This window comes from Pseudomonas lutea, from assembly GCF_000759445.1.
GTDB lineage: Bacteria > Pseudomonadota > Gammaproteobacteria > Pseudomonadales > Pseudomonadaceae > Aquipseudomonas > Aquipseudomonas lutea.
This window is the reverse complement of the sequence record NZ_JRMB01000001.1, coordinates 444,000-457,468: the sequence shown is the minus strand read 5'-3', so window position 1 is coordinate 457,468 and position 13,469 is coordinate 444,000. Positions and strand designations below refer to the sequence as shown.

At 63.1% G+C, this 13,469-nt stretch carries 12 protein-coding genes and 1 pseudogene; 3 read left to right on the top strand and 10 right to left on the bottom strand.

The genetic code is table 11. The annotated features are described in order from the left end of the window. Positions 1-10: 10 nt before the first annotated feature. Genes kdpB through kdpF form a run of 3 tightly spaced genes read right to left on the bottom strand, consistent with a single transcriptional unit; the run spans position 11 to position 3,925 of the window. Entirely contained in the window at positions 11-2,119 is a 2,109-nt protein-coding gene (gene kdpB, locus LT42_RS01875; protein WP_037009441.1) for a potassium-transporting ATPase subunit KdpB, read from the bottom strand. A 10-nt stretch (positions 2,120-2,129) separates the two neighbouring features. Then, positions 2,130-3,824 carry a potassium-transporting ATPase subunit KdpA gene (kdpA, locus tag LT42_RS01870; protein WP_037009438.1) on the bottom strand — a complete coding sequence of 565 codons (1,695 nt, stop codon included), beginning with the start codon at positions 3,822-3,824 and terminating at the stop codon, positions 2,130-2,132. 5 nt (positions 3,825-3,829) lie between these two features. After that, positions 3,830-3,925 (bottom strand): K(+)-transporting ATPase subunit F, encoded by a 96-nt coding sequence (kdpF, locus tag LT42_RS01865; protein ID WP_037009437.1) that lies wholly within the window; start codon positions 3,923-3,925, stop codon positions 3,830-3,832. A gap of 426 nt (positions 3,926-4,351) precedes the next feature. Here kdpF and LT42_RS25585 point away from each other — a divergent pair, with 426 nt between their 5' ends. The 3 genes from LT42_RS25585 to LT42_RS01850 all read left to right on the top strand — a co-directional run bounded on the left by LT42_RS25585 (position 4,352) and on the right by LT42_RS01850 (position 7,127). Further along, on the top strand, positions 4,352-4,657 hold the full coding sequence (locus LT42_RS25585) for a hypothetical protein (RefSeq protein ID WP_037009436.1): 306 nt from the start codon (positions 4,352-4,354) through the stop codon (positions 4,655-4,657). 644 nt (positions 4,658-5,301) lie between these two features. Next, a complete protein-coding gene (locus tag LT42_RS01855) occupies positions 5,302-6,054 on the top strand; it encodes a response regulator (protein ID WP_037009434.1) in 753 nt (250 codons plus the stop codon). Next, the gene (locus LT42_RS01850; RefSeq protein WP_037009432.1) at positions 6,051-7,127 is read left to right on the top strand and encodes a sensor histidine kinase; all 1,077 of its coding nucleotides are present in this window, start codon (positions 6,051-6,053) and stop codon (positions 7,125-7,127) included. The genes LT42_RS01855 and LT42_RS01850 overlap by 4 nt, the downstream gene beginning before the upstream one ends. Positions 7,128-7,145: 18 nt before the next feature. On the opposite strand, the gene LT42_RS01845 is transcribed toward LT42_RS01850, so the two are convergent. From LT42_RS01845 to LT42_RS01815, 7 genes and pseudogenes are all read right to left on the bottom strand, one after another. Continuing rightward, positions 7,146-8,210 carry an AI-2E family transporter gene (locus tag LT42_RS01845; RefSeq protein WP_037009430.1) on the bottom strand — a complete coding sequence of 355 codons (1,065 nt, stop codon included), beginning with the start codon at positions 8,208-8,210 and terminating at the stop codon, positions 7,146-7,148. 121 nt (positions 8,211-8,331) lie between these two features. Continuing rightward, the gene (locus LT42_RS01840) at positions 8,332-9,162 is read right to left on the bottom strand and encodes a DUF4892 domain-containing protein (RefSeq protein ID WP_052074957.1); all 831 of its coding nucleotides are present in this window, start codon (positions 9,160-9,162) and stop codon (positions 8,332-8,334) included. Between the two features lie 233 nt (positions 9,163-9,395). After that, positions 9,396-10,229 carry an alpha/beta fold hydrolase gene (locus LT42_RS01835; protein WP_037009428.1) on the bottom strand — a complete coding sequence of 278 codons (834 nt, stop codon included), beginning with the start codon at positions 10,227-10,229 and terminating at the stop codon, positions 9,396-9,398. A 634-nt stretch (positions 10,230-10,863) separates the two neighbouring features. Next, positions 10,864-11,307 (bottom strand): hotdog fold thioesterase, encoded by a 444-nt coding sequence (locus tag LT42_RS01830; protein WP_037009426.1) that lies wholly within the window; start codon positions 11,305-11,307, stop codon positions 10,864-10,866. A gap of 78 nt (positions 11,308-11,385) precedes the next feature. Next, complete coding sequence (gene sixA, locus LT42_RS01825) at positions 11,386-11,844, bottom strand: phosphohistidine phosphatase SixA (protein ID WP_037009423.1); 459 nt, start codon at positions 11,842-11,844, stop codon at positions 11,386-11,388. A 185-nt stretch (positions 11,845-12,029) separates the two neighbouring features. Beyond that, positions 12,030-12,290: pseudogene (locus tag LT42_RS26125) on the bottom strand (DUF4389 domain-containing protein); the annotation flags it as partial. 75 nt (positions 12,291-12,365) lie between these two features. Beyond that, the gene (locus tag LT42_RS01815) at positions 12,366-13,391 is read right to left on the bottom strand and encodes an NAD(P)H-dependent glycerol-3-phosphate dehydrogenase (protein ID WP_037009421.1); all 1,026 of its coding nucleotides are present in this window, start codon (positions 13,389-13,391) and stop codon (positions 12,366-12,368) included. Positions 13,392-13,469: the final 78 nt, after the last annotated feature.

Here is a 13,469-nt window from a genome sequence, read left to right as displayed (position 1 = left end):
CGATCAAGGGTTAAACCAGGTGCAAGGCCGTCAACAGCAGGTCGATCGCCTTGATGCCCACGAACGGCACCACCAGCCCGCCCAGCCCGTACACCAGCAGATTGCGTCGCAGCAAATGCGCAGCGCTCGCGGCCTGCACACGGACCCCGCGCAACGCCAGCGGAATCAGCACCACGATGATCAGCGCGTTGAACACGATGGCCGACAGGATCGCGCTTTGCGGGCTGGCCAGGTGCATGATGTTGAGCACGCCCAGCTGCGGGTAGATCGCCGCGAACAGCGCCGGCAGGATGGCAAAGTACTTGGCCACGTCATTGGCGATGGAAAAAGTCGTCAGCGCCCCGCGGGTCACCAGCAATTCCTTACCGATCTGCACCACGTCCAGCAGCTTGGTGGGGTCGCTGTCCAGGTCAACCATGTTGGCGGCTTCCCGCGCGGCCTGGGTGCCATCGTTCATCGCCATGCCGACATCGGCCTGGGCCAGGGCCGGGGCGTCGTTGGCGCCGTCGCCGCACATGGCCACCAGACGACCGTCGTTCTGCTCCTGCCGGATGCGCTCCAGTTTCTTCTCGGGCGTGGCTTCGGCCAGCACGTCATCAACGCCCGCCTCTGCCGCGATCGCCGCCGCGGTCAGCGGGTTATCGCCCGTCACCATCACGGTGCGAATGCCCAGTTTGCGCAGCTCTTCGAAGCGCTCGCGAATGCCTGGCTTGACCACGTCCTTCAGATGGATCGCGCCCAGCAGCTTGCCGTCGCCGCAGACCAGCAACGGGGTGCCGCCGGTTTTGGCGATCTTGTCGATTTCGCGAGCCAGCACCGGTGGCAGATCACTGCGGTCACGGCCGAGGAACTTCAGCAGCGAATCCACCGCGCCCTTGCGGTAGACACGGCCCTGGAAATCAACGCCGGACAAACGGGTTTCTGCGGTGAAAGGCACGGCGGTCAGCTGACTCGCCGCTGGCTCCGTCATGGGGTGCGAGGCGCGCAGGTACTCGACGATGGATTTGCCTTCGGCGGTGTCATCGGCCAGCGACGCCAGCAGCGTGCCCTCGCTCAGCTCTTTGGGCGATACGCCGGGCGCGGCATACACCGCCGAGCAGCGACGGTTGCCGAAAGTAATGGTGCCGGTCTTGTCCAGCAGCAGCACATGGACGTCGCCCGCCGCTTCTACCGCGCGGCCGGACTTGGCGATGACATTCAGCCGTACCAGGCGGTCCATGCCGGCGATACCGATGGCCGACAGCAAGCCGCCAATGGTCGTCGGGATCAGGGTCACCAGCAGCGCCACAAGGAACACCAGCGGCAGGTTACCGCCGGCAAAGTGCGCAAAGGGCTGCAGCGTCACGACCACCAGCAAAAAGATCAGGGTCAGGCCGATCAGCAAGATGTCGAGGGCGACCTCGTTGGGGGTCTTCTGCCGCTTGGCGCCTTCTACCAGCGCGATCATGCGGTCCAGGGTGGATTCGCCCGGGTTGGCGCTGATGCGCACCAGCAGCCAGTCGGACACCAGTCGGGTATTGCCCGTGACAGCCGAGCGGTCGCCACCGGATTCACGAATCACCGGGGCCGATTCACCGGTGATCGCTGCTTCGTTGACCGCGGCAATGCCTTCGATGACCTCGCCATCACCCGGGATCAACTCCCCGGCTTCGACACGGACCACATCGCCCTTGCGCAGGGTGGCAGCGTTGACCATCCGCTGTTGGCCGTTGGCATCTTGTACCCTCGCCTTCAAGCCTTCGGTGCCGGCTTTCAGGCTGTCGGCGCGGGCCTTGCCACGGCCTTCGGCCAGGGCTTCGGCGAAGTTGGCGAACAGCACGGTGAACCACAGCCAGACCGCGATCTGCACGGCGACGGACGTCGGCACTGCCGGATCAGGGATCAGACACAGCACGGTGGTCAGAATGGCGGTCAGTTCGACCACCAGCATCACCGGCGCCCGTTGCAGCTGACGCGGATCGAGCTTGACGAACGCCTGGATCAGCGCCGGGCGCCACAGTGCGGCGAACCCGGTTTTGGCTGGGGCGCTTGCGGGCTGCTGGCCATGACCGGGCACGGCCGTGTTGCTGGCCGGGGCGTTGCTGTCCGGGCTCTTTGTTACAGGGGCTTGCATGTTCATGGTGTAGTCCTCAGAAGCCCAGGCTCAAGTGTTCGGCAATCGGTCCCAGAGCCAGCGTCGGCAGGAACGTGAGGCCACCCACGAGCAGAATGGTCATGGTCAGCAAGGTAACGAACAGCGGGCCATGGGTCGGAAAGCTGTTCTGGCCGAGCGGGGACGTCTTCTTGGCCGCCAGACTGCCCGCCAGCGCCAGCACCGGCAGGATGTAGCCGAAGCGGCCAATGAACATCGACAAGCCCAGCATCAGGTTATGAAAGGTGGTGTTGGCGCTGAAGCCACCGAAGGCCGAGCCGTTGTTGGCGGTTGCCGAGGTATAGGCGTACAGCAACTGACTGAAACCGTGGGCGCCGGGGTTGCTCACTGCACCCGCCGGGCCCGGCAAGCTGGCGGCCAGCGCGCCGAACACCAGCACGCCAACCGGCATCACGATCAGCGTCGCCACCAGCAGCTTGACCTCACGGGCTTGAAGCTTCTTGCCCAGGTATTCCGGGGTGCGGCCGATCATCAGACCCGCCAGGAACACCGCGATCAGCACGTTGAGCAACATCCCGTAAAGGCCTGCACCAACGCCGCCGAAGATCACCTCACCGACCATCATGTTGGCCAGGGCGATCATGCCGGTCAGCGGGTTGAGGCTGTCGTGCATGCCGTTGACCGAACCGTTGGAAGCAGCCGTCGTGGTCGCGGCCCAGAGCACGGTAGCGGTGGTTCCGAAGCGCGTTTCCTTGCCCTCCATCGGCGCGGCCTGCTCGACCGAGGCGATGTTCAGCGCAGGGTTGGGCTGATACTCGGACCACATGGCCGTTGCGCCACCGATCAGAAACAGCGCCAGCATGCAGGCGATGATTGCGCGGCTCTGACGCATGTCCTTGACGTAATGGCCGAAGGTGAAGACCAGCGCCACCGGGATCAGGATGATCGACACCAGCTCGAACAGGTTGCTCCAGATGGTCGGGTTCTCGAACGGGTGCGCCGAGTTGACGCCGAAGAAACCGCCGCCGTTGGTGCCCAGTTGCTTGATCGCAATCTGGCTGGCCGCAGGGCCCAGGGGAATGGTCTGATCGGTACCTTGCAGGGTCACGGCATCAACGTAGTGCGCGAAGGTCTGCGGCACGCCCTGCCAGACCAGCAGCAGCGCCAGCACCAGGCACAGCGGCAGCAGGCCATACAAGGTGGCACGGGTCATGTCCGCCCAAAAGTTGCCCAGATGCTGAGTCGAGCGGCGGCTGATGCCGCGGCAAAACGCAACCAGCACGGCGATGCCGGTGGCGGCGCTGACGAAGTTCTGCACGGTCAGGCCGGCCATCTGGCTCAGGTAACTCAGCGAGGCTTCGCCGCTGTAGCTCTGCCAGTTGGTGTTGGTGACGAAGCTCATTGTGGTGTTGAACGCCAGCGACCATTCCATCCCCGGCAGGCCCTGAGGATTGAGCGGCAACGACCCCTGCATCAGCAGGATCGTAAACAACACGACAAACCCCGCCAGGTTGAACGCCAGCAGGGCCAGTGTGTAGGTTTTCCAGTTTTGCTCGACCGTGGGATCGACGCCCGCCAGGCGATAACAAACGCGCTCGACCGGGCCCATGACCGGGGTCAGAAAGGTCCGCTGACCTTCCATCACGTTGTAGTAAAACCGTCCCAGCAGCGGCGCGGGCAATAGCACCAGGGCGAAAAACGCCAGTATCAGCAGGTAGTCATAACCGTGCATGGCCGTCACTCCTCGACCCGGCCGGCACGCAGCAGCGCCACCAGCAAGTACACGAACAACCCTGCTGCCAGCAGCAGCGACACCCCATCCAGAACGCTCATGAAAAACTCTCCGTCATACGGCGACTGCCGTGTGGGGCAATTGTGTTCAGTGAGGGTGTAAAGGAACGAGAGCGACGGCGGTCGTGGGGCATAAAGAAAGCGTAAAGAGTGAATAAAACAGACCGTTTACAAGCTTTACACCGTAGGCATATCCGTTATTTGTGGGTGGAGTTGTTATGGTTCCGCCCTTACGGCGGGTCACTTTTGGCAAAAGCGCCCCAAAAGTAACCAAAAACGCTTTGCTCCTGGTTAGGTCCCTCCTCCGTCGGGATTCCCTCACTTCGACGACCCTCCGTGGGCCCGCGCCGAACGGACATCCATGTCCTGACGGCGCTCTCGCCGCATCCATGCGGCTCGACCCACTGCGCGTCGTCTACGTTCGGCCTGCGCCCAAGTCGCGTTTGGCGGCGTCCGGACTTTCTGTGTATGAAGATCAAGATCAAGATCAACGGCAACGGCAACGGCAACGGCAACGGCAACGGCAACGGCAACGGCAACGGCAACGGCAACGGCAAATTATGTTGCGATCACCAGCGTTTGCACGGTCTTTCTGACTGGATGCAATTCCCTGTAGGAGCCGGCTTGCTGGCGAATGGGGTGGGCCAGCCACAGACATGTCGGCAGGCAGACAGCGTTCGCCAGCAAGCCGGCTCCTACAGTGAGATCGCGATCACCCAGTGCGACCGGCTTCAGCCGGGAAGCAGATTGTCAGGCTGCATTTTTCCTAGCTGAAACATCGCATTCGCCATCAAGCCGGCCCCCAGTGAGATCGCGATCACCCAGTGCGACCGGCTTCAGCCGGGAAGCAGATTGTCAGGCTGCATTTTTCCTAGCTGAAACATCGCATTCGCCATCAAGCCGGCCCTACAGTGAGATCGCGATGACCCAGTGGGACCGGCTTCAGCCGGGAAGCTGTTGATCTGCTTTTGATCTCCTTACGCAAAAAGCCCAGTCACCGCCAATCGCGACTTGGGTGCAGGCTGAACGCAGGTCTCGTGGAGTGGGCCGAGCGGCATGGATGCCGCGAGAGCCGCCCCCCGCCATGGATGGCGGATGGCGGCGGGCCCACGGAGCGGGACCGGAGTGAAGGAACCCTGACGAAGGAAGGGCCTAGCCAGGAGCACAAGCCCTTGGTTGCTTGGGGCTTTATCAAGTAACTCGCCGAAGGCGAAACACGAGGCCGTTAGGCCGACGCTGTTGATCTGGCGCAGTCAGCCACCCCGCAAGGCCTGAGGATGTACCCGACTTGATACATTCAAGACACCCCACCGACACCTCCCCACCCCACCCTTTCGCCCCGCGCGCCAGCGAAGTAGCATGGCCGCGTCGACTCCTACCCGCGGCCCCATTCGGCAGCACAACACGGCGGCAGTACCATGCAGACACCTCCCGGCACCACCACCGCCACCTCGCCAGCCGAAGAGCGCCGCTGGAACACCCGCGCGCTGATCGTCGACGACGACATCCCGATCCGCGAACTGCTCTGCGACTACCTGGCCCGCTTCAACATCCACAGCACCGGTGTCACCGACGGCAACGCCATGCGCCAGGCGCTCGCCGAGGAGAACTACGACGTTGTGGTGCTCGACCTTATGCTGCCGGGTGAAGACGGGCTTTCGCTGTGCCGATGGCTGCGCAGCTCGTCCGACATCCCGATCCTGATGCTGACCGCCCGCTGCGAACCCACCGACCGCATCATCGGCCTCGAACTGGGCGCGGACGACTACATGGCCAAGCCCTTTGAGCCGCGCGAACTGGTGGCGCGCATCCAGACCATCCTGCGTCGCGTACGCGATGATCGCACCGAGGAACGCGCCACCCTGCGCTTCGACAACTGGCGGTTGAACAGCGTCCTGCGCCAGCTCACCGCGCCGGACGGCCTTGTCGTGCCCCTGTCCAACGCTGAATTCAGGCTGCTGCGGGTATTCCTCGAACGTCCACGGCGGGTGCTCAACCGCGAGCAGTTGCTCGACGCGGCCCGAGGACGCTCCATCGAGGCGTTCGACCGCAGCATCGATCTGCTCGTCTCGCGCCTGCGGCAGAAGCTGGGCGATGACCCGAAATCACCGCAGTTGATCAAAACGGTACGCGGCGAGGGCTACATGTTCGACGCCCGGGAGATTGGTTGATCCGCTCGGCCGACACCCTGTTCGCCCGGCTGTTCGGCGGAGCGCTGCTGGCTATCGTCCTGGCCCACCTGCTGGCGTTCGTCTGGTTTCATTACTACGGACCACGAATGCCGCCGCCCGAGTGCGCTCGGCCGATGGCCAGCCAGACGCAGCCTTCGCCGACTTCCGGCAGCACGTTGTCTGACAAAAACGACCCGCGCCCCGGGCCACCGTGCCGACCGCCGCTGCTGGGTATTCCGCTGGTGCCGCTGCTGTTTCAGCTGATCACCCTGGTAATCGCCGCGTGGTTCGGCGCCAAGGCCTTGAGCCGGCCAATTCGCCGGTTGAGCGAAGCGGCCGAGCGCCTCAGCGAAAACCTCGACAGCCCTCCCCTCGCTGCCAATGGGCCACGGGAAGCGCAGCAGGCAGCGCTCGCGTTCAACCTGATGCAGGAGCGCATCCGCGACCAGGTGCAACAGCGCGCACGCATGCTCGCCGCCGTGTCACACGACCTGCGCACCCCCCTGGCGCGCCTTAAACTAAGGGTCGAGCAGATAGAAGACCTGCGGCTGCATGGGCAAATGAGCCAGGACCTGAACGACATGATCGGCATGCTCGATGCCACCCTGACGTACCTAAACGAGCAGCGCACCAGCGAAGCGCTGCAGTATTTCGACGTACAGGCGCTGATCGAATCCCTGGCTGAGAACGCCCAGGACAACGGCGATGACATTCAGGCGAGCGGCACCTGCCGACCGTTGAATTCCCAGCCCATGGCCCTGCGCTCCTGCCTCAACAACCTGATCGACAACGCGCTGCGTTACGCCGGCCACGCACGCGTGGAAAGCGAAGACACCAGCGACCTGCTGCGCATCCGCGTCATCGACCACGGCCCCGGCATTGCCAAAGAGCTGCGCGAAATGGTGTTCGAACCGTTCTACCGCGTGGAAGGGTCGCGCAATCGCAACTCGGGTGGAGTCGGCATCGGCATGACCATCGCCCGCGAAGCAGCGCGCCGGATGGGGGGTGACTTGCACCTTGAGGAAACCCCCGGCGGCGGGCTAACGGCCGTGCTGGAGTTGCCGCGCACCTGAGCGTCCGCGCAGGGTCATTCACTCGTTGCTCGCTTTGATCGCCTGTCGGGCGCGACTGTCGCCCACCCAATCGAGCAGCAGGCTGTAGGCCACCGCCAAGAGCGTCGGACCAATGAACAGGCCGATAAAGCCAAACGCCAGCAAGCCGCCAAACACCCCAAGCAAGACAACCACCAAAGGCAAATTGCCGCCGCGACTGATCAGGTACGGCTTGAGCACGTTATCGACTCCGCTGACGATGAACGTGCCCCACAGACCGAGAAAGATCGCCATGCCGTAATCACCACGCCAGGCCAGCCACGCCGTGGCCGGGATCCAGATCAGCGGCGGGCCCATGGGCACAAGGCTGAGCAGAAAGGTCCCGATACCCAGCACCAGAGCGCCCGGCACGCCGGCAATCAGGAAACCGATCAAGGCCAGCACCGCCTGGGCCGCTGCCGTCCCGATCACTCCATTCACTACCCGCTGCACCGTGCCCGCCACCAGGTCGAGGTAATACTGTGCGCGGTCACCGATCAGCCGTTCCAGCAGGCTGAGCACGAACGCCGCCACCCGTGGTCCGTCGCGATAAAAGAAAAAAACGAAGACGATGCTCAGGGTCAGTTCGAGAATGCCCCCGCCGATCTGCGCGCTGCGCGCCAGCAGCCAGTTGCCGACCTGGCCCAGATAAGGTTTGACGCTGGCCAGCAAGGCAGCGCCCTGTTGGTCAATGGTGTTCCAGTAACCGACCAGCCGTTCGCCCACCAGCGGGACTCCCGCCAGCCACAGGGGTGGATCGGGCAAACCGTCCACCTGCACGTCCTTGATGAAGCCGGTGGCGTCGCGCACGTGGTCTGCGAGGTTGAAACCCAGCCAGACCAGAGGCGCGAGCACCAGCACCATCCAGCCTACGGTCAAAATGGCGGCGGCAAGTGATTCGCGTCCCTTAAGCGCCCGTGTCAGCAAGCGCATCAGCGGCCAGCTGGCAAAAGCCAGCACGGCGCCCCAGAACAGCGCCGACCAGAACGGCGCCATTACCCACAGGCAAGCGCCGAGCAGCGCGAGCAGGAGTATCTGCACCAACAGGCGATCGTTATTGAACATGGTCATTCCGCACAAGGATGGGGATATCTGAGGAGCATACCGGTGAACCCCGTCGCCCGCCTGCTCTGACCATGCAGCCTGGAGATGCGCGCCAGAGGCACCGGTTCGAGGTCAACTTCGCTTAACGAATGAGCTGCAAGGTCAGACCGGGATTTTTACCATCACCAGCCTCCAGCCGTGCTGCGCGTACGCCCTTGGCCACAAGCGCCTGACGCCAGGCCTCGCGTTGCTCTCCAGAGAGCGTGACGCGCAATGTGCTGTCCAGATTCAACCCGCGGGACAGCAAGGTGATCCAGGGCTCCTGCGGTTCGGCGGTCAGCATCGGCAGCTCAAGCTCACCCGTACTTTTCAGCTCACGCAACAGAGTCGCCGACGTCGGCAGCACATCGCCCAGCGGGGTGCTGGCCTGAAATTGTTCGACATGAAGGAAAGCGCGGCGGTTACCGCGAGTGATGCCATACAACGCCACCAAGGTGTTGTCAGCCGGGGCAGCCAGGCGCAGCAGCAGATAGGACTGGCCGTTATCGGCGCCGTACAGCTTGGCGTTGCCGAATACTTCGTTGGCCCACAGGCTGCTTTCGCCGCAGTCCCGCGCCTGACACCAGAACAGTAGCTGTGCGCCCTGCTGCTGCAATGCCTCACGTGCGGCGGTGAATGCTTCGTCGGCGCTGTGCTCAACCGGCAATTGGTAGGTGATGGCGGTGACATTGCCGCGCCCGGAGACCTGTCCGTCGAACCGCAGCTGGCCGCTGATCTTGCGTATCGAGCCCAGCGGGTAGATACGTTCCAGCTCGACGGCCGGGCGATAGTCGACGATTTCTGCGTCGGTCAGTCTCGGCAGATTGGGCAGGTCCTGGCTACCGGGAACGTCGGCGGCATGGGTGATGGTGCTGAGGCCGGAGAGCAGCAGCGCTAACGCGAGCGTGCGGGTGAAGGTGTGGCTGAACGTCATGGATGCACTCATGGCAGGTCAATCGGCGAGGCAGCCATTGAAGCGGCAGGCAAGGCAATCGGCAGGCAAAACAAAGCCGCGACAACGCGCGGCGTGCTGGAAAATAAAAGGTCGGGGCGTAGGCAATGGTCCATCGTGCAGTCTCCTGTTTCAACTGCCCCAGCGTCGGCAGTTGCAGGTCGCAAGTCAAGGAACGGCGAAGACGCGATTGAAACAGTCTGCAACAGAGCCCGTCATGCGCGCGCCCGTTCAAGCACCGCGTCGGGCTTCATGCTGCCTTCTTCTTCCGCCCAGCGGGACATCAAGGTCCTGAGCATGAGCGCTGTGTCTTCCGGGTATTCGAGGGGAAACATGTGTCCGCCAGGTACGCAAAGGTACAGGCCTTTGCGCATGTTTTTGACAGAGAGCGCATGGTGGCGGCGCACCACGTCACTGCTTTCGCCGCGCACCATCGCAAGCGGAACCCGCAACTGACGGGCAAGGCCCGGACTGGTGTGGGGCACGCTGCGGTAAATGCTGATTTCGGTCGCCGGATCAAAACGCAACCGCAAACCGTCTCCATCCGCTTGCAATCCATGGCGCAAATACGCCTCGAAGCACTCGGGGTCGAAACGCCGAAACAGGGACTTGCCGGAGAAATACTGGCGCGCCGCCTCCACGCTGCTGAACACTTCACGACGCCCCAACGTCCGGCCTGCGGGCGTGATGCGATCGATAAAACCCAAGCGCTTGGCGGCACGAATCATCCATTGATCGAAGCGCGTCAAGACCGGCGAATCCAGCATGACCACGCCACGGTACAACTCGGGATGACGCAGCGCGGCATGGTAGTGCAGCACGCCGCCCAGCGAATGGCCTACGCCCCAGACGGGCTGCGGCAGCTGGCGCAGGTGATGTATCAGCTCATCCACCAGCTCCGGCCAGTTGTCGGTCACCGGGAACTGGGGATCATGCGCGTGCTGCTCCAGATGGCGGATCTCATACTCGGATCCCAGCGCGGCGAACAGCTTGCCGTAGGTGCCTGACGGAAATCCGTTGGCGTGAGCGAAAAAAAGAAGTTGGGCCATGCCGACGCATCCAGGGCAACCAGAACAAGCCGCGATTGTGCGCACCAGCTGACCGGGCCGGCAATGATCGGAACTGCCATCAATGAGGCCACTCCGGTCATGGGGGCGTTTATCTGGGCGGGAGGGAATGACCGCCTATCTCTCCAAAACGGCAACCGGCGGCAAGGCGGAGCCGACCGGGACGGCATTCCCACGCGGAGCATGAAAACGATCAAGCGTTATACCCCAAGGCTGATGGTGCCCAAACCGGCCTCTTCCCGGCTAAAGCCGGTCCCACCAACAGCAGCGCGTACGGTCAGTAGGACCAGCCCCAGCCGGGAAGAACCAGTCCCACTAACAGCAGCGGGTACGGTCAGTGGGACCAGCCCCGGCCGGGAAGAACCAGTCCCACCAACAACAGCGCGTGCGCTCAGCGGGACCGGCTTTAGCCGGGAAGAGCCGGTCCCACCGACAACAGCGCGTGCGCTCAGTGGGACCGGCTTTAGCCGGGAAGCTTTTGGTGTGCTTTTGATCGAGTGACTCGCCGAGGTGCGAAATGTCTGCCATCAAGCAAACCCTCGCAACCGGACCGCGCACCCTGGGGACAGATTAATTCACGTCGAAGCGCTGAAAATAATCAGCCCCCTCTGGTACGTCAGCGTGAGGGAGGCTGCTCACCGTGGGGCACCACTGCGACGGTCAGACGGGAAATGCAGCAAGGTTTGCCATCTTCGGTCGTCAGCCGGATGTCCCACACATGCGTCGTGCGCCCGATGTGGACCGGATGCGCCACCGCCGTGACCCGACCACTGCGCACGCCGCGCAGATGATTGGCGTTGACCTCGATGCCTACGCAAAAAAACCGATCGGTATCGATGACCAGATAACTCGCAGTCGAACCCACAGTCTCGGCAAGCACCACCGACGCGCCGCCATGCAACAAACCGTAAGGCTGATGGGTGCGCTGATCGACGGCCATGCTTGCCGTCAGAGACTGGTTGTCGACTGCGTCGAAGCGAATATCCAGCACCTCGCCGATGGTGTTCTTCTGCAGGGTATTGAGGGCGTTCAGATCGGGGGGTTTGCGCCACAGGCTCATGGTTTCTTCCTTGTTGTTCAAAAGGGCAGCATTGCATGCGTCACGCGAGAGAGACGCGCAAAACGTCCCTCTCGCGTCTCATTCTGCGTGGCGAACATCCACCAGTTCCATGCCGCCAGCAAGGGGCAAATCGGCCTCAAGATGGGCGAGACTGGCGGTGTGCATCGACTGAGGCTGTTGCACGGAGCCATGTACCGCGAGCCCGATCAGCGCGCCAACCAGCGGTTGGTGACTGACCAGCAACACGTCTTCTGTGTTGTACGCTTCCAGCTCATCGAGCACTCTGCGCGGATTGCTGTCCGGGGTGAGCCACGGCACGGTGAGGATGGAGCCGGTAAACCCCAGAGCCTGACGGACCAACTCTGCGGTCTGCTGCGCGCGCACGTACGGGCTGGCAATGATGCGCTGCAGCGGTTGGCCCATCAGGTGAGCGGCGCTGCGCAAGACTTCCTCGCGTCCTTTGGCGGTCAGCTCTCGTTCAGCGTCAGTGCGCGCCTGGGGGGCAGCCTGGCCATGGCGCAAAATCCATACGTTCACAGCTTTGGCTCCTCGTCACGCTTTGCCGGCGGGGTTGGGGCCGTCGGTGGTGTGGGGGCCACGGCTGGCGGGGCAGCAAGTTCCGGCTCCGGTGATGGCTCAGGCGATGGCTCAGGTGTCGGTGTCGGTGTCGGTGTCGCTGTCGGGGGGTGTGCGGGCGTGGATGCGGGCGTCACAGGCGAGGCGTATGGCGTAACCGGCACCGTATAAGGAGTCTCTCCGTCGGGCGCGCGTGGCGTTGGCCAGTCAGCAAAGGGCCAGGGCTTCTGGTCAGTGTTGAACGTGCCGAAACGACCGATCTGCGCCAGGTATTGGCTCAGGCTGTCACCGAACGACATCATGCCGAGGCTCGGCGCGCCGTTGAACAGGCGATAGACCAGCTGGGCCAGTACCACGACCGCCAGCACCGTCTCTGCCACCTGCCAGACCAGCACAAACAGCACCATCCACAGAACCCGCAGCAGGATCGATTCGTGTTGCTTGAGTTTGGATTCGTTCAAGAGCCTTCTCCAGAAATGGGATCAGTTGAAACCACTGATTGAAATGAAATCGACGTCGGTTTTCGGCTCGGCGCGCATCAGCAACTCGATGACCTGCTCCAGCGTGCGCCCCTCGAAGAGGATGGCATGGAGCCCGGCCACAAGCGGCATATACACTTGCAGCTCCTGCGCCTTGGCCTTGAGCACCTTGAGCGTATTGACGCCCTCCGCGACCTCGCCCAACCGGGTGACGGCCTCGCCAAGACTCAGCCCCTGCCCCAGCGCAAAGCCGACCTGATAATTGCGGCTCTTGGGCGATGAGCAGGTAACGATCAAGTCGCCGACTCCGGCCAGACCCAGAAACGTCATCGGGTTGGCGCCCTGGCTGACGGCAAAGCGGGTCATCTCCGCCAGCGCCCGGGTGATCAACATGCTTTTAGTGTTTTCGCCCATGTTCAGGGCCACCGCCATGCCGGCAATGATGGCGTAAACGTTTTTCAGTGCACCGCCCAGTTCCACGCCAAAACGATCGGCGCTGGCGTACACGCGGAATGTGCGGCCATGCAACGCTGCCTGGACCTGCTGACAGAGCTCCTCATCTTCGCTGGCCACGACCGTTGCGGTCAGGGCGTGCTCGGCGATCTCGCGCGCAAGGTTGGGACCCGACAGCACCCCGATTCGTGCAGCGGGGGCGATGTCCTGAACGATCTCGCTCATGAGTTTGAAGGTGTCGGCTTCGATCCCCTTGGTCAGGCTGACCAGCATTTTGCCGGTGAGCAGCTCGACGTGTGGCGTCAGCACGCTGCGTAATGCGCTTGAGGGCAACGCCACGAAAACCAGCTCGCTACCTTGCAGCGTAGCTTGCAGGTCGGTGACTGCCTCGACGCCGTCGAGTACTTTGATACCCTTGAGGTACCGCGGGTTTTCGCGGTTGTCGCGAATGGCCGCGGCCTGCTCCGGGTCCCGCATCCACTGCTTCACCCGATGGCCGTTGCCAGCCAACAGATTGGCCACTGCGGTCCCGAAGCTGCCGCCGCCAAGGACCGCTATAGGTTGCTGCTCGGTCATAACACAATCCATTCAGGGCCATCACATCTGGCGATGCGGGCATTATACGGGGCGTTGTGCCGGCGACCAGCGGCAAAA

Bases quoted from the DNA above. Each gene is read 5' to 3' on its own strand.
- LT42_RS01855 (WP_037009434.1), top strand. From the start codon at position 5,302: ATGCAGACACCTCCCGGCACCACCACCGCCACCTCGCCAGCCGAAGAG.
- LT42_RS01845 (WP_037009430.1), bottom strand. From the start codon at position 8,210: ATGTTCAATAACGATCGCCTGTTGGTGCAGATACTCCTGCTCGCGCTG.
- LT42_RS01840 (WP_052074957.1), bottom strand. From the start codon at position 9,162: ATGACGTTCAGCCACACCTTCACCCGCACGCTCGCGTTAGCGCTGCTG.
- kdpA (WP_037009438.1), bottom strand. From the start codon at position 3,824: ATGCACGGTTATGACTACCTGCTGATACTGGCGTTTTTCGCCCTGGTG.
- kdpF (WP_037009437.1), bottom strand. From the start codon at position 3,925: ATGAGCGTTCTGGATGGGGTGTCGCTGCTGCTGGCAGCAGGGTTGTTC.
- kdpB (WP_037009441.1), bottom strand. From the start codon at position 2,119: ATGAACATGCAAGCCCCTGTAACAAAGAGCCCGGACAGCAACGCCCCG.
- LT42_RS01830 (WP_037009426.1), bottom strand. From the start codon at position 11,307: ATGAGCCTGTGGCGCAAACCCCCCGATCTGAACGCCCTCAATACCCTG.
- LT42_RS01835 (WP_037009428.1), bottom strand. From the start codon at position 10,229: ATGGCCCAACTTCTTTTTTTCGCTCACGCCAACGGATTTCCGTCAGGC.
- LT42_RS25585 (WP_037009436.1), top strand. From the start codon at position 4,352: ATGAAGATCAAGATCAAGATCAACGGCAACGGCAACGGCAACGGCAAC.
- LT42_RS01815 (WP_037009421.1), bottom strand. From the start codon at position 13,391: ATGACCGAGCAGCAACCTATAGCGGTCCTTGGCGGCGGCAGCTTCGGG.